Source organism: Nonomuraea sp. H19, from assembly GCF_052068215.1.
Classification (GTDB): domain Bacteria; phylum Actinomycetota; class Actinomycetes; order Streptosporangiales; family Streptosporangiaceae; genus Nonomuraea.
In genome coordinates, this window is sequence record NZ_JBQHCV010000010.1 from 217,420 (window position 1) to 242,813 (window position 25,394).

The 25,394-nt window shown below is 71.3% G+C and carries 21 protein-coding genes; 7 read left to right on the forward strand and 14 right to left on the reverse strand.

Annotation, left to right across the window (positions count from 1 at the left end):
* Positions 1-2 precede the first annotated feature (2 nt).
* Positions 3-1,622, reverse strand: coding sequence for an ABC transporter substrate-binding protein (locus ACTMTI_RS23700; RefSeq protein ID WP_441122674.1), 1,620 nt, complete (start codon positions 1,620-1,622; stop codon positions 3-5).
* A 14-nt stretch (positions 1,623-1,636) separates the two neighbouring features.
* A complete protein-coding gene (locus ACTMTI_RS23705) occupies positions 1,637-3,535 on the reverse strand; it encodes a primary-amine oxidase (protein WP_441122675.1) in 1,899 nt (632 codons plus the stop codon).
* 169 nt (positions 3,536-3,704) lie between these two features.
* Between ACTMTI_RS23705 and ACTMTI_RS23710 the strand changes: the two genes are divergently transcribed.
* A complete protein-coding gene (locus ACTMTI_RS23710) occupies positions 3,705-4,685 on the forward strand; it encodes a LacI family DNA-binding transcriptional regulator (protein WP_441122676.1) in 981 nt (326 codons plus the stop codon).
* Positions 4,686-4,688: 3 nt separating this feature from the next.
* On the opposite strand, the gene ACTMTI_RS23715 is transcribed toward ACTMTI_RS23710, so the two are convergent.
* The 4 genes from ACTMTI_RS23715 to ACTMTI_RS23730 form a co-directional block, all read right to left on the reverse strand.
* Positions 4,689-5,354 carry a lytic polysaccharide monooxygenase auxiliary activity family 9 protein gene (locus ACTMTI_RS23715; RefSeq protein WP_441122677.1) on the reverse strand — a complete coding sequence of 222 codons (666 nt, stop codon included), beginning with the start codon at positions 5,352-5,354 and terminating at the stop codon, positions 4,689-4,691.
* Positions 5,355-5,677: 323 nt separating this feature from the next.
* On the reverse strand, positions 5,678-6,376 hold the full coding sequence (locus ACTMTI_RS23720; protein ID WP_441122678.1) for a sigma factor-like helix-turn-helix DNA-binding protein: 699 nt from the start codon (positions 6,374-6,376) through the stop codon (positions 5,678-5,680).
* Entirely contained in the window at positions 6,346-7,467 is a 1,122-nt protein-coding gene (locus tag ACTMTI_RS23725) for a hypothetical protein (RefSeq protein WP_441122679.1), read from the reverse strand. The genes ACTMTI_RS23720 and ACTMTI_RS23725 overlap by 31 nt, the downstream gene beginning before the upstream one ends.
* Complete coding sequence (locus ACTMTI_RS23730) at positions 7,464-8,618, reverse strand: sensor histidine kinase (RefSeq protein WP_441122680.1); 1,155 nt, start codon at positions 8,616-8,618, stop codon at positions 7,464-7,466. The genes ACTMTI_RS23725 and ACTMTI_RS23730 overlap by 4 nt, the downstream gene beginning before the upstream one ends.
* A 237-nt stretch (positions 8,619-8,855) precedes the next feature.
* On the opposite strand from ACTMTI_RS23730, the gene ACTMTI_RS23735 reads away from it, so the two are divergent.
* The 4 genes from ACTMTI_RS23735 to ACTMTI_RS23750 all read left to right on the forward strand — a co-directional run bounded on the left by ACTMTI_RS23735 (position 8,856) and on the right by ACTMTI_RS23750 (position 12,890).
* Positions 8,856-8,981: a hypothetical protein gene (locus ACTMTI_RS23735; protein WP_441122681.1), complete on the forward strand. Its 126-nt coding sequence runs from the start codon at positions 8,856-8,858 to the stop codon at positions 8,979-8,981.
* A gap of 78 nt (positions 8,982-9,059) precedes the next feature.
* Positions 9,060-10,937: a M6 family metalloprotease domain-containing protein gene (locus tag ACTMTI_RS23740; RefSeq protein WP_441122682.1), complete on the forward strand. Its 1,878-nt coding sequence runs from the start codon at positions 9,060-9,062 to the stop codon at positions 10,935-10,937.
* A gap of 106 nt (positions 10,938-11,043) precedes the next feature.
* Positions 11,044-11,835: an SAM-dependent methyltransferase gene (locus ACTMTI_RS23745; protein WP_441122683.1), complete on the forward strand. Its 792-nt coding sequence runs from the start codon at positions 11,044-11,046 to the stop codon at positions 11,833-11,835.
* A 68-nt stretch (positions 11,836-11,903) separates the two neighbouring features.
* Positions 11,904-12,890, forward strand: a complete 987-nt coding sequence (locus ACTMTI_RS23750; RefSeq protein WP_441122684.1) for an endonuclease/exonuclease/phosphatase family protein — start codon at positions 11,904-11,906, stop codon at positions 12,888-12,890.
* A 66-nt stretch (positions 12,891-12,956) separates the two neighbouring features.
* Here the strand turns inward: ACTMTI_RS23750 and ACTMTI_RS23755 are convergent, their stop codons facing one another.
* The 8 genes from ACTMTI_RS23755 to ACTMTI_RS23790 all read right to left on the reverse strand — a co-directional run bounded on the left by ACTMTI_RS23755 (position 12,957) and on the right by ACTMTI_RS23790 (position 23,243).
* Entirely contained in the window at positions 12,957-13,145 is a 189-nt protein-coding gene (locus ACTMTI_RS23755; RefSeq protein WP_441122685.1) for a hypothetical protein, read from the reverse strand.
* A gap of 279 nt (positions 13,146-13,424) precedes the next feature.
* The gene (locus ACTMTI_RS23760; RefSeq protein WP_441122686.1) at positions 13,425-14,162 is read right to left on the reverse strand and encodes a class I SAM-dependent methyltransferase; all 738 of its coding nucleotides are present in this window, start codon (positions 14,160-14,162) and stop codon (positions 13,425-13,427) included.
* 41 nt (positions 14,163-14,203) lie between these two features.
* Positions 14,204-15,235, reverse strand: coding sequence for a LacI family DNA-binding transcriptional regulator (locus tag ACTMTI_RS23765; protein ID WP_441122687.1), 1,032 nt, complete (start codon positions 15,233-15,235; stop codon positions 14,204-14,206).
* 5 nt (positions 15,236-15,240) lie between these two features.
* The gene (locus tag ACTMTI_RS23770; RefSeq protein WP_441122688.1) at positions 15,241-19,182 is read right to left on the reverse strand and encodes a carboxypeptidase regulatory-like domain-containing protein; all 3,942 of its coding nucleotides are present in this window, start codon (positions 19,180-19,182) and stop codon (positions 15,241-15,243) included.
* A 53-nt stretch (positions 19,183-19,235) separates the two neighbouring features.
* Entirely contained in the window at positions 19,236-19,946 is a 711-nt protein-coding gene (locus ACTMTI_RS23775) for a cupin domain-containing protein (protein WP_441122689.1), read from the reverse strand.
* Positions 19,943-20,848, reverse strand: coding sequence for a PmoA family protein (locus ACTMTI_RS23780; RefSeq protein WP_441122690.1), 906 nt, complete (start codon positions 20,846-20,848; stop codon positions 19,943-19,945). Before ACTMTI_RS23780 ends, ACTMTI_RS23775 begins: the two co-directional genes overlap by 4 nt.
* The gene (locus tag ACTMTI_RS23785; RefSeq protein WP_441122691.1) at positions 20,845-21,945 is read right to left on the reverse strand and encodes a Gfo/Idh/MocA family protein; all 1,101 of its coding nucleotides are present in this window, start codon (positions 21,943-21,945) and stop codon (positions 20,845-20,847) included. Before ACTMTI_RS23785 ends, ACTMTI_RS23780 begins: the two co-directional genes overlap by 4 nt.
* Positions 21,946-22,130: 185 nt before the next feature.
* The gene (locus tag ACTMTI_RS23790) at positions 22,131-23,243 is read right to left on the reverse strand and encodes a LacI family DNA-binding transcriptional regulator (protein WP_441122692.1); all 1,113 of its coding nucleotides are present in this window, start codon (positions 23,241-23,243) and stop codon (positions 22,131-22,133) included.
* A gap of 190 nt (positions 23,244-23,433) precedes the next feature.
* On the opposite strand from ACTMTI_RS23790, the gene ACTMTI_RS23795 reads away from it, so the two are divergent.
* Complete coding sequence (locus ACTMTI_RS23795; protein WP_441122693.1) at positions 23,434-24,714, forward strand: serine hydrolase domain-containing protein; 1,281 nt, start codon at positions 23,434-23,436, stop codon at positions 24,712-24,714.
* 138 nt (positions 24,715-24,852) lie between these two features.
* On the forward strand, positions 24,853-25,260 hold the full coding sequence (locus ACTMTI_RS23800; RefSeq protein ID WP_441122694.1) for a hypothetical protein: 408 nt from the start codon (positions 24,853-24,855) through the stop codon (positions 25,258-25,260).
* Positions 25,261-25,394 lie beyond the last annotated feature (134 nt).

A 25,394-nucleotide genomic window follows, 5' to 3' on the forward strand; every position in this document is an offset into this window, starting at 1 on the left:
GGCTACTGAGTCTTCTTCACGCGGGCGTCGGCGACCAGGCGCAGGACGTTGCCGTAGCCCTCGGTGCCGTACAGGCTCGGGCTGAGCGCGTCGGTCCTGAAGGCGACCGTGGCCGGGCGGGTGACCAGCGGGATCATCTGCGCGTCCGCGTCCGCCTTGGCGCAGACCGAGGCCAGCGCCTGGTCCCGCCGGGCTCCCGCGGGTTCCTTGCCGGCCGTGTCGATGAGGGTGTTCAGCTCCTTGTCGGGCGTCATGAAGCCGGCGTTGAAGCCGGCCGTCTCCGGGTTCCACCACTTGGTGACCATGCCGGGGTCGGCGTATCCCGCGAACCACGACAGGGCGGCGTCGAATTCGGCCGGCGCCTTGCCGTACACCTTGCCGGACCAGCTCGCCTCGTCGAGCTGCTCGATCTTGACGGTGATGCCGGCCTGCTGCAGGTTCTGCTGGATCACCTGGGCGACGGCCGGGGCCGGCTCGGTGGAGAAGATGCTGAGCGTGAACGACAGGTTCTGCGCGCCCGCCTCCGCCAGCAGCTTCTTCGCCTCGTCCGGGCTCTTGGCCGCCGACGGCAGCGCTGCCGGGTCGCAGGCGCCGGGCAGCCCGGCCGGGGTGATCGCGGTGGGCTTGCCCTTGCCACCGAGCGCCACGTCGGCGATCTGCTGGGGGTCGAGCGCGATGTTGATCGCCTGGCGCACCTTCGGGTCGGCGAACTTTGAGCTCGGCGCCCGGGTGTTGAGCATCAGGTAGTAGAAGTCGGTGGTCGCCTGGGTGACGACCTGGACGTTGCGGGCGCCGGCCAGCATCGTCGCGGAGTCGACGTTGCCCAGCGTGGCCAGGGCGGCGCTGCCGTTCTGCAGGGCCGCGATGCGGGCGGCCTCCTCGGGGGCGATCGTGATGTTGAGCGTGTCGGCCGCCGGCTTGCCCTTGGCCCAGTACTTGTCGTTGCGTTTGAACGTCCACGACACGTCCTGCCGGTGGTTCTCGACCGCATACGGGCCGGTCCCGAGGAGCGTGGTGGCCGGGTCGACGGACTTGTCGTCGATCTCCTTCATGGGCAGGACGGCGGCGGGCACGTTGGCGAGCGCGGCCAGGAACGGCGTGTACGGCTCGCTCAGCGTGACCTTGACCGTGTGGTCGCCGTCCTTGGTGACCGACTTGACCGGGCCGAGCTGGCCGCGCCACACCGACTTCGACGCCAGCAGCCGCTTCATGCTGCCCACCACGTCGTCGGCCGTCATCGCCCGGCCGTTGCTGAAGGAGACGTCCTTGCGCAGGTGGAAGACGTACTCGGTGGGGGTGGGGGTCTCCCACTTCTCCGCCAGCAGCGGCTGCACGGCGAAGTCGGGGCCGATCGTGACCAGCGTCTCGTACGACAGCGACAGCAGCTGCCAGGTGGTGGCGACGTCGGCGAGCTGGGGGTCGTACCCGGTGGCCGCACCGCTGTCGATGTGCACCGCCAGGTTCAGCGTGCCGCCGGCGGGGAGCGCCTGGTCGGCGACGGCGAGGTAGCCGTTCTTGGCGACCGCTGGGGCCTGTGGCGGGCTGGTGGTCGTTCCGGTGGCGGCACAGGCCGCCGCCAGCATGGCGGCCGTGACACCGCAGGCCAGGCGTATGGGACGCATGGGCCTCTTCTCCTCTAATGGCAGGAACGTTCGGCGGCGCTCGGCGGGACGTCGAGCGTGGGGTTGCGGTCGAAGAACCCGACCGGCTTGAGGACGAACCCGCAGGTGTCGACCGGCATGATCGGCCAGTCTTCGGTGCGGGGGAAATGCGTCAGGCCGAACGTGTGCCACAGCACGATGTCCTGCCCGTCGATGTCGCGGTCAGCCCTGGTGTAGGCGGGCAGGCCCGCGCCGCCGGGATGCTGGTTGACCAGGTCCCCGGCGGGATAACGCTCCGCTGGGTGGTAGCGGGTGACCCACAGGTGTTTCGTGGCGAACTCGGCCCGCTTCCCGATGGACGACTCCCGGCCGGCCAGCAGGGTGGGCCTGCCTTCCGGGTGCAGCGCGTAGCCGACCGGGCGGCCGAGGCGGTTGCGCACCGAGGGGTTGACGACGTGCCAGGTGCGCTCCGCCTTCAGGTCTGCGTCGCGCTTGGCCTCCTGCTCGGTGCGCAGCCGGGTCACGGCGCGGCCGAACGCGTTGCCCCCATGGGCCGGAAGGGGCACCGCCTCCACCTCGTCCACGGCGTTGGCCAGGCCGTCGACGGTCATGTCCAGCCGGGCGCTGAACAGGTGCTGGTGGTACGGCGCGGCCAGCCCCGGCGCGACCTCCGAGCCGTAGGGCGCGATCCGCTCGTCGTAGGCGCCGGTGAAGACGATGCCGGTGGCCTTGACCTCCAGCTCGATGGTCCCGTCGAGGTAGAGGTACCAGTAGAAGCCGTAGTCGTAGTTGCCGACGGTGACGAAGAACGAGATCACCAGCCGCCGCTGCCGGCGCGTCTCCCGCGAGCCGTTGGCCGGGTCGGTGTGCTTCCACAGCACGCCGTAGTCCTCCTCGTGCATGCAGATCGCGTTCGTGATCACCTTGGGCAGGCCGGCGCCGTCCGTGACGACGGCGTCGAAGTACGTGATCTCGCCCAGGCAGTCGCAGCCGAGTTCGAGGGAGTTGGCCAGCTTGCCGAGCTGGTATTCGCCGGTGTCGAAGTAGTTCTGCCAGAACCGGATCGGGCCCGGGTCGGCGTACGGCACCAGCATCTCGGCCACCGACGCCCGGTAGACGACCGGCCTGGTCCGGCCGTCGTCCTCGAAGCCGATCTGGTGCAGGGTGAGCCCCTCGCGCATGTCGTAGCCGAGGCGCACGCTCCACTTCTCCCAGGTGACGAGCGGGCCGTCCACGGTGAAGCTGGGGCCCTCCGGCTGGGTGATGTGGATGGGCTTCTGCGTGGTGCGGTGCGGGCCCTGGTGGTAGTCGCCGGGCTCGGCGGGGATCGGCTGCGGTCCGGTGTCGACGATCTCCATGACCTCGCCCTTGACCAGGTCCACGTACGCGACCAGGCCGTCCACCGGATGCGCCCACGGCAGGCTGTCCGGCGTCGGCATCAGGTGCGCCAGCACCCTGGCCACCCGGCGGCCCTCCTCCTTCGGCAGGCCGAAGTGGCCGGCGCTCAGCGCGGCCAGGTAGACGTTCGCGGGGTCCGTGATGCCCCGTCGCGCCAGTGCCGCCGCCCATCCGGCGTCTTCCTTGAGCACCTTCCTGACCAGGACGTGCTCCTCGTCGAGCATGGGCACCTGGCCGTCGGTCACCGGGTCGATCGGCGTGCGCGACTCGACCTCGCCGCCGCTGATCGACACGATCACGTCCTCGGCCGCCTCGGTGGCGAGATCCAGCAGGAACGCCCGGGCGCGGCGGACGATGGGCGCGCCCGGCTCGTACGCCAGCACCTCGTCCTTGGGCGGCTCCTCCAGCCCGAGGTAGGCGACCCGCACCGGGTCCGTCAGCAGGCCTTCGCGCAGCAGGATCCGCCTGACCTCGTCGATCTCCTGCGCCGCGAGCGGGTCGAGAGGATGGGGATGCTTCCCGGTCGTCAGGTGCAACGTCTCCGCCCCTTTCCGATGCCGGAACGTTCCGGCAATTTCGGCTAACCTAATTGCGTCGGCCGGATGAGACAAGACCCGGACGCCAGACGAAACGCATCGTTTACCGGAGAGGCCGCCGGTTCCGGGGCCGGGCGGGAGGGGGCGGATGGGCCGCTACCATCAGGGCGTGCAAGCAGACGAGCCCGTCACGATCGTCACCGTCGCCAGGGAGGCGGGGGTGTCCAAGACGACGGCCTCCGACGCGCTGCGCGGCTCCGGGCGGGTGTCGGAGGCGACGCGCGAGGCGGTCGCGCGCGTGGCCGAGCGGCTCGGCTATGTGCCCAACGGCTCGGCCCGCCACCTGCGCAAGGCCAGCACCGGCACCATCGGGCTGCACGTGCCCGAGGTGCTGACCCGCTCGTCCTACTACATGTCGTTCGTGTTCGGCGTCGTGGAGCAGGCGGCGCGGCACGACTACGACGTCACGCTGATCACCTCGGGGCAGCGGCGCGCACGCCCGCCCCGGGTGGACGGCCTGGTGCTCGGCGACCCGCTCGGCGGCGATCCAGTGGTGGAGAGCCTGATGGCGACGAGGCTGCCGACGGTCTCGTGCGAGCGCTTCCCAGGAGGCCGCCAGGCGGACGGGGTGGTGTGGTCGCAGCATGCCCCGATGCTGGCCCGCCTGCTCGACCACCTCCGCGAGGCGGGAGCGGCGCGACCGGCGCTGATCGTGGCGGGCGACGAGAGCGACTGGGCGGCCAGCCTGCACCGGGGCTACCTGGACTGGTGCGCCGCGAAGGGGGTGGCGCCGCTGGTGCGGCGGGTGTCCTTCGACGCGACGGGAGACGAAGTACGCGCCACCGCGCGCGCCCTGCTCGACAGCGACACCTTCGATGCCCTGGTGTGCGCGCCGGCGGGGGCGGCGACCGAGGTGGCGCCGCTGCTGCGGGAGGCGCGGGCGGACGTGCTGCTCGCCTCGTGCGTCGACAGCGCCGCCACGCGCCTGGCCGACCCGCCGATCACCGCGATCGACCTGCGCCCGAAGGAGGCGGGGGCGAGCTGCGCCGAGCTGCTGTTCGAGCTGCTCTCAGGGATCGCGCCGGTGGGGACCGAACGCGTGCACCCGATAGAGCTGGCCGTCCGCGCCTCGACCCGCCCCCGCCCGTAACGCTTAGCTGAAGTTGACGTCGCTGCAGAAGTAGAACGTCTGGTCCATGTGCGAGGCCTGCCAGATCGTGTAGATCACGTGACGGCCGGTGCGGGAGCCCTTGCCGAGGTTGTCGATCATGTAGACGTCGCTGGGCGCATACCTGGGCGTCGTGCGGACCAGCTCCAGGTGGTTCCAGCCCAGGGGCGTGGTGAGGGCGTTGTAGCCCTGGCGGGTGATGTAGACCCTGATGTAGTCGGCGCCGTGCCTGGCCTGGTCGTTCAGGCGGATGTTGAACGTGCTGCCGAGGTTCGCCATCGTCCATGCTCCCGGCGTGTCCATGGAGCGGTAGCGGCCGCCCTCGGTCAGGCCGCCGCTGCACAGCTGGCCGTTGGGGATGGCCGCCTGATGGTTGCCGCCAACCCCGTTGCGGTAGAGGCCGTTCCAGTTCCACATGGCGTTCGTGTTGTCCTGCCAGGCCTGCCAGCACATGGGGTCCTGCTGCTGCATGGCGGGGTTCTGGAAGTCGCTGCCCCAGCGCAGCCAGCAGCCGTAGTTGCGGGAGGCGGGGTCGACGACCGAACCGTGTGCGGAGGCGGGGCCGGCGGGGGCGATGGCGAGGATCACGGCCAGGGACGCCAGCAGGGCCAGGGCGCGTTGCGCCCAGCGTTTGGGTGCGACATGGGGCATAGTGCGGTCTCCGTGTTCCGGTCGGGGGGATCCGGCGTCTGGGAGCGCTCCCATTGTGGGACGGTATCTGACGACACGAATTCGGACAAATGACGGCTCAATGTCAAGAGTCCTTTGGCGCGGTCGGCGCTGGCCTGAACAGGGAAAGGACTTTCTCGCAAGGGCGGCGGCCGAGTGAAACTTTCAACGGACGCCTGAAGGCCGGAACCGTCGCGAACCTGCAGGCGCCGTTCCCGGTCAGTCTCGATCCCGCCGAGCTTGACGCGTGACCTGACCTCGGCCCTGCTGGCCCCCTCCGGCCTGGAGGACCGAGGCCAGGAGTGTCATCCCGGGCCGGGCGGCGCCTGGGCGGCCAGGGACGTGTAGACGGTGACCTCGTCGGGCTGGACGAGGCCATCCTGGATGGCGCAGATGAGCAGCTTCTCCTTCGTCGGCGCGGGCCGGCCGGCGGCGGCGTACTTCACCCGGGCCCGATCGATGTACTGGCGCACGGTCCGCTCCTTGATCCCCATTCGCGCCGCCACCGACGCCTTGGACATGGACTGGAACCAGAACAGCAACGCGGCCCGCTCCTTGTCCGACAACTGCGGCCGGTGCGGTCTCTCGTCGGTCGCGATCGCCTGCGCCATCGGCGGCGTCACGGCCGGCCGGTCGGCGGCCACTTCGAGGATGGTCTCGACACAGGACTCGCGCGTGGCCCGGCCCTTGCCGATGAACGCCGAGGCGCCCGCGTCCAGCACGGCGCGCACCGTCTCCGGCTCCTCGTGCTCGGAGAAGACCACGACCCGCTGCCCGCCCGCGCACAACTCCGCGACCCGGTCGATGACCATGGTCCCGTTGAGGTTGAGGTCCAGCAGCAGCACATCGGCGACGACGCCGGCGACCGACTCGATGGTGGGTCCCTGCGCCACCAGCTCCACGGGGCTCGGCGGACCGAACCACGAGCGGACCCCGTCCACCACGACCTGGTGATCCTCCACCAGGGCGACCGTCACCGGCCCTGCCAGATGCTGTTGACCCATACCTCACCTCCCTGCCGCTGATAGGTGACGACGACGCCGCTCGGCTCGCGTACCGGCGTGGTGCTCATGGGCAGGTCGTCAGTATCGGCCACGACGGCCACGCTCACCAGGGTGGACATCGCGGAGACGGTGACCCGCGCGCGCGACCTGGCCCCGTCGAGCGCCTGAATGGGCGCTCTGAGCAGATCCGCCCGCACCTCCTCCGCCAGCCTCGGCAGGCTGTCGCCGAACGGCGGCGCCGTCACCATGACCTTGCGCCGCTCGGCCGCCTCGATGCGCTCACGCAGCACCGACACCAGCTCGTCCGGTACGTCCTCCCGCTCCGTGATGAGCCTGCGCAGCCGCAGCGCCCCGGCCGTGCAGTCCTCGCGCACGCGCGGATCGCCGGGGTCGGCGCCGTCGGCGATCTGCTGGAGCAGCGACTCGGCCACGTCGCGGATGGCGGCGTACCTGCGTAGCCGGTCGGCGTGGATGCGCTGGGCGGACTCGCGCCAGGCGTCGTCGGCGGCCAGCCTGCGGGCCAGCAGCACGGCCTCCTCGGCGCGGGTACGCAGCAGGTTGCCCCCGGCCGCGTAGCCGAGCTGCATGGTGACCCCGCCCAGGATGACCACCAGGTATTTGGCGATGGAGACGCGGTCGAGCGTCCCGGTCACGACCATCGCCGCCAGCATGATGCCGGCGTTGCCGGCCAGGAACACGACCAGCTCGGCCCGCCAGCGCGGCCGGTTCCAGGTGAGCATGACGCCGAGCCAGCCGACCGAGCCCCACGCCCAGTCGGTGATGCCGACCAGCTCCCCCGGTCGGAGGGCCAGGATCACCGCGACGTCCACGGCCAGGGCGGCGACGGCGAGCTCCCGTATCCGCGCGGGGCCTTTCGACGTGCGTGACAGCGACAGCGCGGCGAATGCGAAGATCGCGGTGTAGCCGGCCCAGGCGGCCGCCGCGAGCAGGGGCCAGCGGAAGCCGGTCTGCCAGCCGGTGACGGTGACCGTGAGGTCGTAGCCGACGTGCCAGATGGCCGTGATCACCGCGGCGCCGAGCGCGGTGAAGCGCGCGTACCGCTGCGCGACCTGCTCGATCTCCTCCGTCATGGCCGCCACCACAGGCGCACGAGGGTGCCGTGGTCGCCGGAGGAGATCTCCGCGCCGCCGTTCGGCAGGGAGCGCATCGTGTCGAGGATCGAGCCGCGCACGCCGAACCGGTCGGGCGGCAGCCGGTCCTGGTCGAACCCGCGGCCCGCGTCGGCGATCTCCACCCGGATCTCGCCGCCGGCGTTGCTGGAGACGAGCTCGGCCTCGCGTACGCCGGCGTGCCGGGCGACGTTCGCCAGGGCCTCGGCGGTGGCGCGGGCGAAGCGCTCGGCGACGTTGCCCGGCACCGTCTCGGGGGTGAGCCGCCTGCGGACGTCCAGGCCGCTCGCCCGCCCGGCGACCTCGTCCAGGAGGGCGTCGAGGGCGATGGGCGCGGAGTCGGCGCGCGGGGTGTCGCGGAGCCGTTCCAGCGCCGCCAGGTCGGTGGCGACCTGCGCGTGCAGGGTGGGCGACGGCTCGTCGTAGGTGCCGAGGCCGACCATCGTGAGCGTGTGCAGCGCCGTCTCGTGGATGCTGCCGACCTGCCGCAGCTCGTCCTCGCGCCGCAGCCGCTCCACCATGAGCGCGATCTCGCGGCGCGCCCGCTCGCGCAGGAAGGCGTCGGCCGCGGCGGCCGCGCGGCGCAGCAGCGTCATCAGCAGCACGATCGCCAAGAGCTGGAGGAGGTGGATCCCCAGGGTACCGGCCACGCCCTGGGAGGGGGAGGCGAGCCACACCCCGGCCGCGAACGCCCCAGCCATGACGAGCCCCGCCGGTACGGCCGCCGCGGGCCGCCAGGTGACGCCGGCGATCACGATGGCCATCGTGACCACCCCCGCGACCCAGCTCGATCCCGTGTCGAGCGCCTCCACGGCCACGAGATGGCGCTGCGCGAGGCACAGCGCGACGGTGATGGCCACATCACCGGCCACCAGCCGGCCGGAGAGCGGGCCCTTGCACCAGAACACGCGCAGGAACAGCGCCGTCCACGCCAGGTGAATCGCCAGCATGGGCGCGAGCCACAGCGGGGAGACCGGCGGGACGGCGCCGAAGAGCGCCGCGACGACCGCCACGAGGCCCGTGGCGCTGCGCGCGCCCGCACCGGTGCGCGCGACGGCCTTCTCGAACTGCCTGGTCGCCGAGGCGTACCTGGTGGAATCGGGATGAGCCATGAGCCGCCCGCACGCGCTGAGAGCACAAGACCCGTCTCACGATAACGCAGGGCAGGCGGAAATGGATCTCTCCGCCTGTGGCAGCTGATGCGGTCATGGCTGTTCAGTCCTCGGGGCCTGCTGTCCTGCGGTGTGCACCGTTACCCTGACCCGCGCGCTGCCGGGCGGCATGACGGCTGATCGGCCGTCATGCCCGGATGACGGCCGATCAGTCTTCATACCGCTACGACCGCCGCGATGAGAGGGGACCTTATGACGTTCTTCGTGATCGCGATCCTGGCCGGCTGCCTGTCCGTGGCGGCGGTAGGCGGGCGGCGCCGCAACTGGCCGCCGGGCCTGCCCGCCACCCGGCCGCGCCATTGAGTACGGGGTACTCAGGACAGCGCGCCGGCGCTCATTGACGATCGGGGAAACCCCTCGAACCCGATACCGGAGGCCGCGATGAGCGCCATTTTCGGCGAGACCCTGAGCTTCACCCAGGCGGACGGCGACGAGGTGCGGCTCGTCGTGTTCGGCGACGAGCACTACGCCCGCTACGAGACCCTGGACGGCTACACGGTCGTCTACGACCGCTCGGTGGGCGGCTACTGCTACGCCGACCTCAAGGCCGACCGGTTCCAGTCCACGGGGATCCGGATCGACGCGTACGACGCCCCGGACAGCGTGCCGCGGCACCTGCGCGAGCCCGGCCCCGTCCTGGCGGACCTGCACCGGCAGCGCCGGCCCGGCACGATCTCGGCCGAGGCGGCCGCGGACTCGGCGCTGACGTTCGGGCCGAAAGGCGGGCTGCTGGAGGGCCGCAAGCTCAGCGTCGGAACGGTGCGGGGGCTCACGATCCTCGTCGACTTCTCCGACCAGGCCACCACCGTCACCAGGGAGCACGTGGACGCCCTGCTCAACGCGCCGGACTACCGGGAGAACGGCAACGCCTGCTCGGTCAGCGAGTATTTCGCGACCGTGTCGAGCGGCCTGCTGCAGTTCACCAACGACGTCGTGGGCCCGTTCAGGATGAGCCACCCGATCACGTTCTACGCCGACCCGGCCAACCACGACGTGCTCGTGCCGGAGGCGCTGCGGGCGGCGGTCGACTCGGGCGTCGACCTCAGCCGGTACGACTCCCTCGGCCAGCGGGTCGTCGACGCGCTGATCATCATGTACGCCGGCAAGACGCAGTACATCAAGGACAGCGTCCTGTGGCCGCACAACAGCGTGCACGAGCTGCACTTCGGCGCCATGCGCACGCACTTCTACATGGTGACGAGCATGGGCGAGGGCCCTGACCAGCTGTCGATCGGCACGTTCTGCCACGAGACCGGGCACATGCTGTGCCGCTTCCCCGACCTGTACGACTACGGCCGCCGCGACGGCGACGACTTCGCCAGCTCCGGGCTCGGCCTGTACTGCCTCATGAGCTCGGGCAACCACCTGAACGGCGGCAAGACCCCGGCGGCGGTCTGCGCGTACCTGCGTGATCTGGCCGGCTGGTGCCCGCAGCAGGTGGACCTCAGGACCGCCGGCACGTTCGAGGCCGAGCACGGCGACTACCGCACGGCGTTCCGCTACTCCACCCCGAGCCGCGAAGAGTACTTCCTGGTGGAGAATCGCTCCAAGCTCGGCTTCGACCTGCACCTGCCGTCGAGCGGGCTGGCCGTGTACCACTGCGACACGCGCGGCTCGAACGAGCTGCAGGACGGGACGCCGCTACGGCACTACCAGGTCGGGCTGCTGCAGGCCGACGGCCACCTGGACCTGGAGACCAGCCTCAACAGGGGCGACAGCCGCGACCTGTACGGGCGGATGGACGGCACGGCCCTGTCGCACTCGACGGTGCCGGCGAGCCTGCTGTGGAGCGGGCAGGAGTCCGGGCTGACGCTCTCGGCGATCAGCGATCCCGGCCCGGCCATCCGCTTCAGGGCCGGGCCTGTGGGCGTCAGCGGCGCGAACGTCAGCCTGGTGTCCAGGCCGGCCCTGCGCATCCCCGACAGCGACCCGCACGGCGTCGCCGACACGATCACGGTGGAGGCCGAGGGCACCGTGCGGGAGATGAAGATCCTCATCGATCTCGACCACAGTCGCCCTGACGACCTGCGGATCGTGCTGCACTCGCCGAGCGGCCGGCGCATCATCCTGTCGCACCGGGCGGCGCTGGACCTGTCGAAGCTGCTGGAGTACCGGACCGAGCCGCCGTCGGCGGTGACGCCGCTGGTGGGGCAGCCCGCGGGCGGCGGCTGGACGCTGCGGATCATGGACCTGGCCGCCTCGCACGCCACGGCCGGGATCCTCACCGCCTGGCGGCTGGACATCGTCACCGGCACCTGACCGGAAGGTGAACCGCCAAGCGACAGCGTCGCGACCATGCGGCTGGGGCGAGTGAAATCCCCCGAATTCCGCCGTGGGGAGTGCTTCAAGACCTAGGATCCTGATCGTGAGCACACCGCACGGCATCAACCCCAACGTCCCCCACTCGGCCCGCGTCTACGACTACTGGCTGGGCGGCAAGGACAACTTCGAGGCCGACCGCCGGGTGGCCGAGGCCACCATGGCGGCGGTGCCGGGCGTGCGCGAGAGCGCCAGGAACAACCGGGCCTTTCTCGGCCGGGCCGTGCGCCACCTCACGCAGCTCGGCATCAGGCAGTTCCTCGATCTGGGCACGGGCATCCCCAGCCAGGGCAACACGCACGAGGTGGCGCAGGCGGAGGCACCCGACGCGCGGGTGGTCTACGTCGACAACGACCCCATCGTGATGACCCACGCCAGGGCCCTGCTGACCAGCACGGCCGACGGCAAGACCGCCTACATCGAGGCCGACGTCCGCGACCCGCGCGCCATCCTCGACCATCCCGAGGTGCGGGACACGCTCGACTTCACCGAGCCGATCGCGCTCATGATGGTCGCGATCCTCATGCACCTCGCCGACGAGGACGACCCGGCCGGGCTGGTCGAGGCGTTCACCGAGGCCTTGCCCTCGGGCAGCTATCTGGTGCTGAGCCATCTGACGCTCGACCTGCTGCCGAAGAACATCGCCGACGACTACCTGGCGGCCACCAAGCACCAGGCGATGCACCGCACGCCTAGGTCCAGGGAGCAGATCCTGCGCTACTTCGACGGGTTCGACCTGGTCGAGCCCGGCCTCGTGGCGGTCTCCGAATGGCACGACACGCCTCTCTTCGCCGACTCCGCGACCTGGATGTACGCCGGAGTGGGCCGCAAGCGGTGAACGACGCACGCCTCCCCCAGACCCTTTAAAGTTCAAGTAGTGAGTCCAATCGGGGATGGGATGGCGGAGTGAGCACCACGGTCGGGACCGAGCAGGTGGCTGCGGAGGACCGGGCGGCACCGCGACGACGACGCAGGCGATGGCTGTCCTGGACGGTCGCCGCGCTGCCGGCCATCTGGGCCGTGATCAGGATCGGCGGCCTGGAGCAGGGCTCGTTCCTCACTCAGCTGATGACCGTGACCCCCTACGGCGCGGTCCTCGCGGCACTCACCGCGCTCGTCCTGATCCGGCGCAACCGCCCGGCCGCGCTCGTCGCCGCGCTCGCCTGCGTGGTGCTGGCCGCCTGCGTGGCGCCGCGGCTGACGGGTGCGGACCAGCCCGCGGCGGGCGGCGCGCCGCTGCGGGTGCTGACGGTCAACCTGTTCGGCCGGGGCGACGCCGAGACCGTCGTCGATCTCGTGCGCACGTACGACGTCGAGGCGTTCAGCGCGCTGGAGCTGACCCCGGACGCGGTCGAACGGCTGGACGCGGCCGGGCTCAAGCAACTCCTGCCGCACCGGGTGCTGCAGCCGGAGTTCGGCGCCACCGGCAGCGGCATCTTCGCCAAGCACCCGGTGACCGAGCTGACCGGCCTGTTCACGCCGCTCGGCCACAACATGCCCGCCGCCTCCATGGCGTTGCCCGGCGGGAGCAAGGTCGAGATCGTGGCCATCCACCCCAACCCGCCGCTGGGCCGCATGGAGGAAGAGTGGAACGCCGCCCTGCGCGCCCTGCCCTCGGCCTCCTCCTCGGCGATCCGGGTGCTGGCCGGCGACTTCAACGCCAGCCTCGACCACCGCGCCTTCCGCGACCTGCTGGCACGCGGCTACGTGGACGCGGCGGACCGGGTGGGCAAGGGCTTGATCCCGACGTGGCCGAGCGGCCGGACGCTACCGCCCATCATCACCATCGATCACGTCCTGGCGGATGAGCGGGTCGCCGTGCGCCGGGCGGAGGTCGTGGACGTGCCCAGGACCGATCACCGCGGCGTGTTCGCCGAGCTGCGCCTCCCCTAGCGGTCGACGACGGGCGGCGCCCGCTCCCCTGCGCGGGAGCGGGCGCCGCGAGGCCGCGCGCCGGGGTCAGGCCGCGTTCTCCTCCGCCTGCCGCTCCAGGGTGGCGAGGTCGAACGCGCCCGACTTGACCGCCATGGTGAACGCTTCCCAGTCGAGGCGCGGAACCTCCAGCACCAGGTCCGGGTTGTTCGCGTGGACGAGCTCCACGTGGTCGTTGATCCGCTTGGCCGCGACGCGGCCGGCGTCATGGGTCATGTCGCACTCCTTTTCATTGAGCACCGCGGGGGTACCGCCCCCGGCCTCCGTTCGCAGGAGGGCAGGAGCGGTTGCGGGCAGCCTGCCATCCCGGCGGGTGCGGGGGCCACTGGTTCCCGCGACAGAGCGGATAGGAATTACTCCACATGGGAGTCGATCTCTTGCCCTTGGTGCAAGTTAGGCGGCCCTGCGCGGCAGGTTTCCGCACCGGCGCGCGTACGGGGGTTCCGGTGCCGGCGGCCACTTCCGCATCCGGTCCGTCGCGGGGGTGGCGCGGGGTCAGCGGGCCAGGAGGGCGAAGCGGTGGGCGGTCGCTCTCAGCGGGCGGCCGCGTTCCATGTCCGCGTGCAGGGCGCGCAGCCTGGCGTCGTAGGTGTCGACGTCGAAGTCCGGCACCTGCCACGAGACCACCCGCAGGAACAGCACGAGCGCGCCGATGTCGTGGTATGTGGTGGTGGTGCTCGCCTCCCGGCTCCAGGTGACGTCGAGGCCGGCTTCGGTGAGGGCGGCGGTCGCGGTGGCGAGGTTCCAGTCCGGGTCCTTGTGCGGCGGGCCGCCCAGCGCCGCGTTGATCTCTTCGAGGTCGTGTCCGGCGACCTGCTGGGTGACGAACGTGCCGCCTTCGGTCAGGACGCGGCGGATCTCGCGCGGGTCGTACGTCTCGTGCCGGTTGACGATCAGGTCGAACGAGCCGTCGGGGAACGGCAGCGGGCGGCCGCCGGCCTCCACCACCTCGACGCCCAGCGGCTCCAGGCGGCGGCGGGCGACCGGGACGTTCGGCGGGTAGCCCTCGGTGGCCACGGTGCGGGGCGGCAGCGGTCCCAGGGAGGCCAGCAGTTCGCCGCCTCCGGTGCCCAGGTCGAGCAGCGACGCGGCCTCGGGCAGGTGCTCGCGGACCAGCTTCTCGTAGTCCCACGGCAGGTCGCCGTCATACCCGATCCGGCCGTGGAACACGGCGAAGTCCCAGCCCTCGAACGAGGTGGTCAGTGCCTCGTGGATCAGCTCGTCGTAGTCCATGGCCATGATCCTGCCGTGCGCGGCTCCCCGCGTGCACGGGATTATCGCGGCGGTGTGCTCTCCCGCAGGACGACGTCGGCGGGAAGGCACACGTCCGGCGTGCCGTCCTCCTCCGACAGCGCGAGCCGCATCGCGGCCAGCCCCGCCTCCCGCAGCGGCACCGCGACCGACGTGAGTGCGGGGACGACGTCCACTGCCGAGCCGATGTCGTCGAAGCCCGCGACCCCGAGGTCCTTCCCCGGGATCACCCCCGCGTCGCGGAAGGCCGTCATGGCGCCGATGGCCATCACGTCGTTGACCGCGAAGACCGCCTCCACGTCCTCGAACCCCCGCTCCACCAGCCGCCGCGCCGCGTCGTAACCGCCGGCGCGGGTGAAGCCGGTCTCGATCGCGACCGGATCGGGGACCCCGCGCGAGCGCAGCGCAGCCAGGAAGCCATCGTGCCGGTCGCGGGAGGTGCGGATCTCGGCCGGCGCGTGGAAGATCGCGAACCGCCGGTAGCCGGCCTCGGCCAGCGCCAGCGCGAGCCGCCCCGCGCCGTCGTGGTTGTCGATGGTGACGGTGCTGAACGGCAGGTCCCGCTGGCTGATCATGACGACCCGCCCGCCGGCCGTGCGGTATTCCGCCAGCTCCTCGACGAGCGCGTCCCGCGTGCTCGCGCCCTCGATGCGGCTGCCCGCGACGATGATGACGCGGGGCCGCTGGCCGCGCAGGGTCTTGACGATCTCCAGCTCGCGCTCCGGCGGCCCCTCCGCCACCGCCATGGTGACGATGAGCTGGGCGGCCTCGGCCGCCTGGGTGACCCCGGCGGCGATCGAGGAGAAGTATGGGTCGGCGACGTCGCCCACCACCAGCGCGACGGTCCTGGTCGAGCCCTTGGCGATCGCCTGCGCCGACAGGTGCGGCTCGTAGCCGAGCTTGGCCGCCGCCGCCCGGACCCGGGAGGCGTTCTCCGATCTGACGTTGCGCGCGCTGCCGTTGAGCGCGCGCGACGCCGTGGCGATGGAGACGCCCGCCTCCCGGGCGACGTCGTGCAGGGTCGGCGGCGACAGGGCCTTGGACCCGTCATCCATGCCGGTCATTCTGTCACTACGGTCAACGGCTCGCTGCTGGTCGCGCCCGCCGTGTTCACCAGCTCGGCCACGTACGCGCGCCGGCCCGCCGGCCGTCCCGTGAGCACGGTGGCGGCGCTCTGGGCGGCGGGGGTGGCGGCGTCGAGCCGCTGGGTGCCGATGAGCACGCCGTCCTCGTAGAGCCGGTACTCGGCGGCGTTGGTGCCCCACCACATGTTCATGCGGATCGTGTAGTCGCCGTCGCCGTCCCAGTTGTCCGAGCTGAGCACGGGCTCGCCGGGGTCGGCGTCGGTGACCTCGGCCTTCACCGAGGTGGTGGGGGTGCGGCCGGCCTGGTTGAGCAGCTCGCCGGTGTAGACGTACGTGCCGTTCTTGCGGCCGGTGACGGGCACGGTGGCCTTCTGCGCCGACGGGGTCTTGGGAGTCAGGTCGCGTCTGGCGATCTCCTTGCCGTTCTCGTACAGGACGAAGACGCCGGCGTTGACGCCGTACCAGAGGTTCATGACCACGTCGTACGTGCCGGTGTGCAGCCCGTGCTCCCAGCCGCTGGTCGTGGAGAGGACCGCGCGGGCGGGCGGCGCGGTGGCGCCGTCCTGCGGCAGCCCCGGACCCGTGACCTTGACCTTGTACGTCGTGTCGGCCGTGCCGTCCTCCGACACCACCTTGATGGCGATCTCGGCCGGGATGGTGATCGCGGGCGACTTCGTCCCGGTGGCGACCGGCCGGTTCTGGACCGTGATGGCCGACTTCGGGTTGAGCGCGGTGGGGGTGAACGCGACGCGGTCCCCGGGGACGGCCAGGGCGTACTCGCGGATGTCGGGGTCGAAGGCCGGGTCGAGCGTGCCCGCGTCGGGGACGAGGGCGGACAGGGTGGAGTCCTGGGCGAGCGGCCGCCGCCTGATCTGCAGGGTGTGGGATTTCTCGGTGCCGTCCTCGGCGGTGACCACGATGCGCACGTCGGCGCCGGTGTCGCCGAGCGTGATCCGCTTCGTGGCCTGGGGGCCGCCGGCGCGCTCGCCGTCGATGGCGACCGACCTGGCGAACGGGCTGCGGGCCACGGCGGTCACGTCCACCTCGCCGACTCTGGCGGGCACGTCGAGCACCATGTCGCTGGGCGCGCCCTGGCTGGTGCCGACGCTGAGCAGGGCGGTGTCGTCGCGCGCGAGCCCCACTCCTTGGGAGACCCGGATGTCGTCGAGGGTGATGCTGCCGTAGTTGCTGCTGTTGGCGTAGTAGTCGATCTGCGCGACGGCGTCCATCGGGTTCCTGAACGCGGCACCCTCGAGCACGCGCCGGCCGTCGATCAGCAGGTCGAAGCGCTGGTTGACGGTGTCGATGACGGCGGCGACGTGGTATCGGCGGCCGGGCTCGTAGGAGCCCACCGTCTTCGTGGTGGCGCCGGCGTAGGCGACGATCGTGTTCTTGGTGAAGGCCACGCTGACGGCGTTCTGGCCGTTCGCGTTGCGGATGTAGGGGACGGCCCACCAATGGTTGCCGGACGTGTACGCCTGCTCGCTCATGACGTTCGCCTCGACGGTCACGACGCCCTTCAGCGCGAACGTCCCGGACAGGCTCGTGCTGCCGCTGTTGGCCGTACGGGTGAGCGTGACGCTCTGCTCACCGGTGACCTCGACGCGCCCGCCCGCGGCGCTCACCGTGAGGCCGTCGCCGCCGGTCAGCGGCCCGGCAGGGAGGTCGTCGAAGTCGTGGACGGCCACGTAGTCAGGGGTGGGGCGGACGAGGAGGAGCGCGCCGGCGTCGGTCGCCGTGGCGACCTCCACGCGCAGCCCCGGCCGGGTGGCGGCCACGTAGCCGCCGGCCTCGGCGCGGACGGCGTACCCCTCCCCCATCGGCACCTTCTCCACCGTGAAGGCGCCGTCGGCGCCGCTGGTGGCGGTGCCGAGCGCCTGGTCGCCGTCCTTGACGGTGACGGTCGCGCCCGGCAGCGGCTGGGCGGCCTGATCGAGCACGCGGCCGGTGACGGAGCCGACCACGCTGGTCGAGGCCATGGTCAGGTGGACGGTGGCGACGTTGCCGAAGCGGACGTTCACGGTCTCGGTGGCGCTCTGGTAGCCGTTCCTGGTGGCGGTGACCTCGACGCCGTCGGCGAACGGGATGTTCTTGAGCGCGAACCTGCCGTCGGCGCCGGTGGTGGCCGTCACGCCCGCCGCCGTCACGGTGGCGCCGCTGATCGGGGCGCCGGACGGGGTGCGCGCGGTGCCGATGACGGACTCGGCCGTGGCGCCCTCGGCGGTGGCGTACTCGAACGCGCCGAGGTCGGGGCCGCCGTTGTAGAGAGGCGTGCCGGCGTAGTCGCGGCCGCCGTTCCCGGTGATCTCGGCGCCCGCGTCGATCGCCTGCGAGCCGGAGGTGACGCGCAGGCCGTGGGCGGTCTCGAGCCGGGGCCCGGTTTCCGGGGTGCCGTAGGGGCCGTCGAGCGGGGCGTCGGCGAACAGCGGGTCCGCGACCACCGCCGCCTTGTCGCCGGCCGGGACCGCCAGGGTCGCGCCGCCGTAGAGATTGCGGCTGTAGGTGATGGTCGGGCTGGTCGTCAGCGTCGCCGCGGCCCGCGTCGAGTACAGGACGTTGTTGGTGATGTCGTAGCGGGCTTCCAGGTAGCTGCCGTACCCGTAGATCAGGTACGCGCTGCGGTCGTTGTAGACCGTGTTGTTGTAGATCTTCGCGGTGGCGGCCCGGTCGGAGTGCAGGTAGATCTGGTAGCGGCTGTTGCCGGCGATCACGTTGTTCCTGACCACGACGTCGCCGAAGGCGAACTGGCACAGCAGCAGGCCGTCGCCGTTGCCGTGCAGGTAGTTGTACTGGACGACCTGCCGCGTGGTGCCCTTGTCCGGGTCGATGCCGTTGGAGTCGGCGCCGCCTGCCTTTTGCTGCGTCTCGTACACCTCGTTGAACTGGAACGTCACGTCGTCGGCGTAGTACGTCTCGATGCCGGAGGTGCCGGTGCGGTGGACGACGTTGCGCTCGATGAGGGCGCCGCGGACGTTCGTCACGTACATGCCGTTGCAGCCGTAGGCGGTGTCGGCCTGGGTGACGTGGTTGTTCCTGATGACGATGCCGGTGTGCGGGGTGAACTTGGGGTCGTCCGGGCCCTGCCGCGTGCCCCAGCCGGTGGACACGGCGATCGTCTCGCCCGCGTCGTTCTTGCCGTCCCCGGTGTACTGCTTGATGACGATGCCGGCGAACGACGTGTTGGCGATCCTGGAGTTCTGGATCACCACGTCGTTCAGCACGGTCGCCCGCTCCGGCGGCGCGCCGAGGTCGGGGACGGTGGTGTCGAAGACGATGCCGCCGGTCTTCTTCGAGCCGTCCCAGCCGGTCTGGAATCGCACGCCGGGCGCGTTGTTCTCGACGCTGCCGCCGATCCAATCGACCTGGCCGGTGACGTCGTGCACGTCGACGCCGTCGATGACGAACCCGTCGAGCGTCTGGCTGTTGTCGCCGGAGACGTGGATGCCGCGCAGGTCGCGCAGGTTCTCGCCGGGGGTGCCGGTGGCCGGAACCTCGTTGGTGACCTCCAGGTTGCGGATCGTCCAGTGCTCCTGGTTGAACAGCCGGACGGCGTCGTCCACCTGGCCGGCGCCGTCGATGCGGGGCTTGGCGCCGTCGCCGTAGCGGTCGATGGTGATCGGGGCGCCGCTCGCGCCGGAGCCCTTGGGCCAGAGCCGGCCGGTCCACCGCTGTCCGGCGCGCAGCAGGATGCGGTCGCCCGGGGCGAACGTGGTCGCGTTCACCTTGGCCAGGCTCTTCCAGGCGTGCGTCTCGTCGAGGCCGGAGGCGGAGTCGTCGCCGGCGGCCGCGTCGACGTAGTAGGTCGTGCCCGCCTGCACGGCGGCGGCGGCGGCGGGGCGGGCGGGCAGGGCGAACGCTCCGACCATGACGGCGACCATCAGCATGCGCAGGAGGGTAACGGGGTGGGCATGGCGCATCGCCGCGCTCCTTGTTGGGGGGTGGTGGTCCACCGGGTCGCCCCGGTGGACGTTCAGCTCGTGTGCACGATGGGGTGGGCGACGTCGTGCGCGCGCAGGTGCCCGCACATGCCCCACCGCTCCTCCGGCGGGCTCTCCATCAGCGCGGAGCGCAACAGGTGCGCTCCGTCGCCGCGGCCGAGGGCGTCGAGGACCTCCGCGGTGCGGCGGGTCTCCTCGGCGACGGTGCCCTCCCAGATCTCCCGCCACCCGGCCACCTTGGGCCGGACGAGGGCGATCGCGCTGTCGTAGAGACGCCGGAGCGGGCCCAGGTCGCCCTGGGCGACGCTGTCCGCGAGGCTGAGGAAGCCCTCCACGGCCAGGTCGCGCCGCCGCGCGACGGCCTCCGTTCCCCCTTCCGCCGGCAGGGTCGCGGCCTCGCGGTAGCGCTCCGGGTCGGCCACGATCTCCGGCGGGAACGTCATGACCGCGTCGCCGGCCTCCGGCAGGCCCGCGTTCTGCATGACGACCACCACCTCCAGGCCGCCGCGGTTGATCGCCCGGTGAATGGTGCCCGGCGTGAACCACACCGTCGAGCCGGCGCTCAGCTCCGTCTCGCGCAGGCCGTTCGCGTCGAGCGTCTGCAGCGCGCCGCGCCCGGCGACGACCACGTACGCCTCGGTGGAGGCGGTGTGCAGGTGCGGCGTGCCGCCCTCCAGGCCGTCCGCGCACGCCCCCGTGTAGACCGTCAGCCGGCTGACCGACGTGCCGCCGGGGAACGTCATGCCAGCGCCGCCCGTCCCTGCTTGGCCAGCACCGCCGTGCCGTCCTCGCCGCGGTCGCCGTCGGCGATCACGACCGCGTACCTGAAGCGCAGGCTCTCGCCGTCCGGCAGCGGCACCTCCTCGCTGAAGAACGGCGCCGGGCACAGGCAGGCGAAGTCCTCGCTGCGCGCGAACCACTTCGGCGGGTGCTGCGGGTTCGCGGCGTCGTCGACCACGACGATCGTCGAGTGGTCGCCGGTCTCGTCGTGGCGGCCGCGGAAGCCGAACCACTCCGCCCGCGTGCCGCGCAGCTCGTCGCCGCCCGCCCCGGCGGGCGACTGGATGATCCCCCCGGTGAACGACCTCGGGCCGCGCCAGAACAGGCCGCCGTACCCGGCGTTCTCGCGGCCCTTCGTGGTCGGGGAGCCGAAGTCGAGCGTGCCGCCCGACACGTTCGTCATGGTCGTGTCGAACACCAGCGCCCAGGTCGCCTCGTCCACGACGGTCGCGGCCAGGGAGCGCCGCTCCTCGATGACGGGCGCGCCGGCCTGCGAGGTCCAGTCGAGCGTGTGCCCGATCTCGACGCGGTCGCCGCCGGCCGTCAGGGTGGTCATCTCGCGGTGCGTGGCGCTGCCGTTGTTGTCGAGCTGCACGTAGAACTTGCCGTGCACGTACGTCGGCCCGCCCCAGAAGTTGTGCTCGCCCACGTGCGGCAGCGACCAGGCGATGCCCTTGTGCCACACGTGGTCGTGCGGCCGGAACAGCGACACCAGCGCCCCGCCGCGGGTGCGGATGGGGTGCAGGTACGGCTTCGGCGACTCCAGCACCGGCGTGTCGGGGCGGTAGACGTAGCTGAACAGCTCGACGTCGCCCGCCGTCACGGTGACCGACCGGCCGAGTGCGTGGTTGGCCTGCAGGGTCACTTGTTTCTCACCTTTTCCCATGGGGTTCCCGTGCCCTCCATCGTGCGGGCGAACGGGCTGTCAGCAGTGATCTGTCCACTTCCTACGCGTTCGCCGGTGAAGGCGGAGGCGTACAGGGCGGAGATGAACTCCATCGTCCGCCTGGCGTCCCCGGCGGTCACCGGGGGCGCCTGGCCCTGGTCGAGGGCGTCGAGCACGGCGGCGAGCCAGCCTTCGTGGCTGCTCGGCTCGGTGCTGCGATCCTGGGCCCACACGGCCGAGACGCCCTCGTGGCCGGGTGCGGGGGTGACGGTCCAGTCGTCGTCGGTGTAGCCGTACAGGTGCTCGACCTCGACCGTGGCATGCTCGTAGTCGAAGCGCAGCTCGGAGGTCTGCCGGGGCGACACCACCGAGTTGACGACCGTGGCGACCGCGCCGTTCTCGAACGTCACCAGCGCCATCGACACGTCCTCGGTGTCGACGTCGCGAGCCTGGCGGGCGGCCACCGCCGTGACCTCGCGCCAGGGCCCGAGGATCGACAGCAGCAGGTCGAACTGGTGGATGCCGTGTCCCATCGTCGGGCCGCCGCCCTCGGACTCCCACGTGCCGCGCCACGGCATCGCGTAGTAGGCCTCGTCGCGGTACCACTGCGTGAGGCAGGTCGCCAGCAGCGGGCGGCCCAGCTCGCCGGCCTCGGCGAGGCGGCGCAGGCGTACCGCGCCCGCCCCGAAGCGGTGCTGCAGGACCGTCGCGACGTGTCCCGTCGAGCGGCGTTCGGCCTCGATCAGGGTGTCGAACTCGGCCAGCGACAGCGTCGGCGGCTTCTCCACCAGCGCCGTCACCCCCGCCTCCAGACATGCGACGGCCTGCGGCGCGTGCAGTTGCGGCGGGGTGCACAGGTGGACCAGGTCCACCTGTTCCTCCCGCAGCAGCTCGGCCAGGCCGGCGTGCGCGCTGGGGACGTTCCACGTTTCCGCGAACGCCTTGGCGCGGCCGAGGTCCACGTCGGCCACGGCGACGAGGGTGGCCCGGCCGCCGGAGGCGGCGATGGCGCGGGCGTGGGCGGTGGCGATCCCACCGGTGCCGACGATCGCGGCCCGGTAGTTCCGTTGCGACAAAGCAATGCTCCTGTGGTGGTGGGGTCGTATCACCACGAGACGGGGTCCGCCCCGGTTGGGAAAACGTATTCCGCAGTTTGCATGCCCTTTACGTGAGCGTCAAGAGCGTTACCGGGAGTGCCAGGACGACGGCCTTGGCCTGTCGCCGGGGCATGCGCGCGTCGCCGGAACGGTGGTACTGCTGGTCAAGCGCGGGCGCGGGTGCTGGCGCGGACGATCAGCCGGCCCTCGACGACCAGCCGCCGTGGCACATGCGATTTCGCGGGCTCCGCGAGCTCGGCGGGCTCGGCGAGCCCCAGAGGCTTCGCAAGCCCCGCGGGCTCCGCGAGCCCCGCAGGCTCACCGAGCGCGAAGCGGATCGCCTCCGCGCCCGCGTGCGCCAGCGGAAGCGCCACAGTCGTCAATCGCGGCGTCACGTCACCGGCGAGCGGTATGTCGTCGATTCCCGTCACCGAAACGTCCTCGGGAACGTTTATCCCGGCGGCCCGGAAACCCGACATCGCACCGATGGCGACGATGTCGTTGACCGCGAGAACCGCCTGCCTGCCGTCCATTCCCGCCGCCGCCAGCCGCCGCGCCGCGTCGAATCCGCCCTGCCGGCTGACAAGGCAGTGAACAGTGCGGATGTCCCGTTCCGCAACGCCCCCGGCGCGCAATCCCGCGATGAATCCCGCCGTACGATCGGACACGATCCGCAGTTCTCTGGGACCGGCGAATATCGCCACCCGCCGGTGCCCTGTTTCGGCGAGAAAAGCGCCCGCCGACCGCCCGGCTCCAAAATCGTCGAACCCGATCGCGTCGAAAGCCATATCCGTCTCGCCGACGATCACGACCCGCCCGCCCTCGTTCTCGTACGCGAGGAGTTCTTTGAGCAGCCGCCCGCCGAGCGCGTTCGCCATGAAACGGCGGGAGGTCAGCACGAGCGCGCGCGGGCGCAGCGCGCGCAGCAGGCGGACGGTCTCCAACTGCCGTTCCGGGGCGCCCATGGTGGACGACACGGTGACGAAGGCCCCGGCGGCCCGCGCCTCGCGCTCCATCGCGGCCACCACCATGCCCATGGACGGCGTCGTGAGGTCGTCGGCGACGAGCGCGATCGAGTCGCTCGCCCGGCGCATCGCCCTGGCCGCGGCGTCCACCGTGTAGCGCAGGGCCGCCGCGGCGGCCAGCACGCGGGCCTCGTACTCGGGCGCGACCTTCCTGGCGCTGCCGCCCAGGACGCGGGAGGCGGTGGCGACGGAGACCCCGGCCGCCGCGGCCACGTCGTGCAGCGTGACCGTGGGCCGCGCCGCATGGGGCATGGGCAGTGTCCTTTCCGAGGGCTACAGACCGGTTGAGAAGAGTATTGCTCATCAGGTGGGGGCGGCTCGCCCACCAGTCCGGCCTCCTCGCGCCAGAACGGAAGTCATGAATCCGGCATGACCCGTGTCATATGGAGCCGGTGACGTAGAGGACTAACCCCGCCATTCCGCTCAGTTCATGCTGACGAGCATGATTTCTCGCCGATTCAGATCGAGCGGCCGGCGGACGGCCGCCGTCCTGACCGCGATGGGCGCGCTGCTCGCGGCAGGCACCCTGGCCACTCCGGCCACGGCCGCCGCGACGCCCGGAGGGCTCGACCGGCAGGCGCTGCGCGAGTCCCTCGACGCCGTGCACGAGGCCGGGATGTACGGCATCTACTCCGACGTCCGCGACGGGGACGGAACGTGGCGGGGCGCGTCCGGCGTGGCCGACGTGGGCACGCGCCGCCCGGTGCGGCCCGGCATGGTGCACCGGGTCGGCAGCATCACCAAGACGTTCACGTCCGTGGCCATCCTCCAGCAGGTGGCGCGCGGCGCCGTCGAACTGGACGCCCCCGTGGGCCGCTATCTGCCCGGCCTGATCCCCGGCGAGCGCGGCCGGCAGATCACCGTACGCATGCTGCTCAACCACACCAGCCACATCGCCGACTACATCGGGCCGGCGTTCCCCTCCCTGCTGGAGGGGTCGACGACGAGCCTGGACGACAACCGCTTCCGCACGTTCACCCCCGAAGAGCTGGCGAAGCTGGGCCTCGGCGCGGCGCCCACCGGCGAGCCCGGAGCCGTGCCCGGACGGTACTCGAACACCAACTACGTGCTCGCGGGCCTGCTGCTGGAGAAGGTGACCGGCGAGGACGCCGAGCGATACATCACCCGCAATGTCATCCGCAAGGCAGGACTGCGGCACACCTCCTTCCCGCGCACGCCGCACATCCCGGGGTCGCACTCCAAGGCGTACGAGTCGTGGTTCGGGCTGATCGACCCGCCGCGCGACTACAGCGTCTACAACATGTCGTGGGCGGGCACCGCGGGTGCCGTCACGTCCACGATGGACGACCTCAACCGCTTCTACCGGGCGCTGCTGCGCGGCGAGCTGATCGGCGCCGCACAGCTCGCCGAAATGCAGAAGACGGTGGTCGTGCTGGCCGGCGGGGGTCAGATGGACTACGGGCTCGGCCTCTACTACTTGGACCTGCCGTGCGGCCGGTTCTGGGGGCATGACGGCGGCGTCTTCGGCATGGGCACGCAGTCGCTGTCCAGCCCGGACGGGACCCGCCAGATCTCCTTCGCACTCAACCTGATGAAGTACCAGACCATCGACGAGAACGGCAACCTGGAGCCGAGCCCGATCGACTTCGCCCTCGGCGACCACTTGCTCCTGGCGCTGTGCGGGCAGAGTGCCCCCACCGCGAAGTCCTCCGGCACGCCGTTCGTCCCGTTGCCCGCCGACCGGCTGTCGGTCAAGCGCTGACAGCGCTCACCCCGGCGGCGCTGTGGCGCTGATCACCTTCGCTGTGTGGATTCCTCCACAGATGATCGCTTCTGGGCTCCGTAATGTCCGTGCTGCCGGACGAAAACCCGGCAGCACCGATACGGGGAGGAAACCCACATGCGTAAGACCTTTGCCATCGCGGCACTCGCCGGCTCCATGGCCGTCACCGGATTCGCCATCGCCCCCGCCGCCCAGGCCGCCACGCAGACGACCGCGGCCACCCAGACCAGCGGCGGCAGCTGGGGCAAGTTCTTCTCGAGCGACGGCAAGGCCTACACGTTCGGCAAGACGTGGAAGGCCGACGGCAAGGTCCACACGAAGTGGTACGGCGTGGACAAGGTCGGCGGCAAGAAGGGCTGGGTGTGGTTCGAGTATTACCAGAACGGCGGCTGGCACAAGTTCAACAAGTCCTGGGACGGCAAGGTCGTCGGCAGTTGGAGCGGGCGCGGGATCAAGAAGGTTTACACCTTCACCTGCTGGGCCGGCAAGTTCGACAACTGCGGTAAGAAGTACCGCATCTACTGAAGACGTGACGCGGCGCAGGGCTGAGGCCCGGCGAACGATCGCCGGGCCTCAGCCCTGTGCCGGCCCCGAACCGGTCGGTCCGTTACCTTACGAACATGGCCGAAGGGGCATCGAACCGGCACGCCGTCGTCATC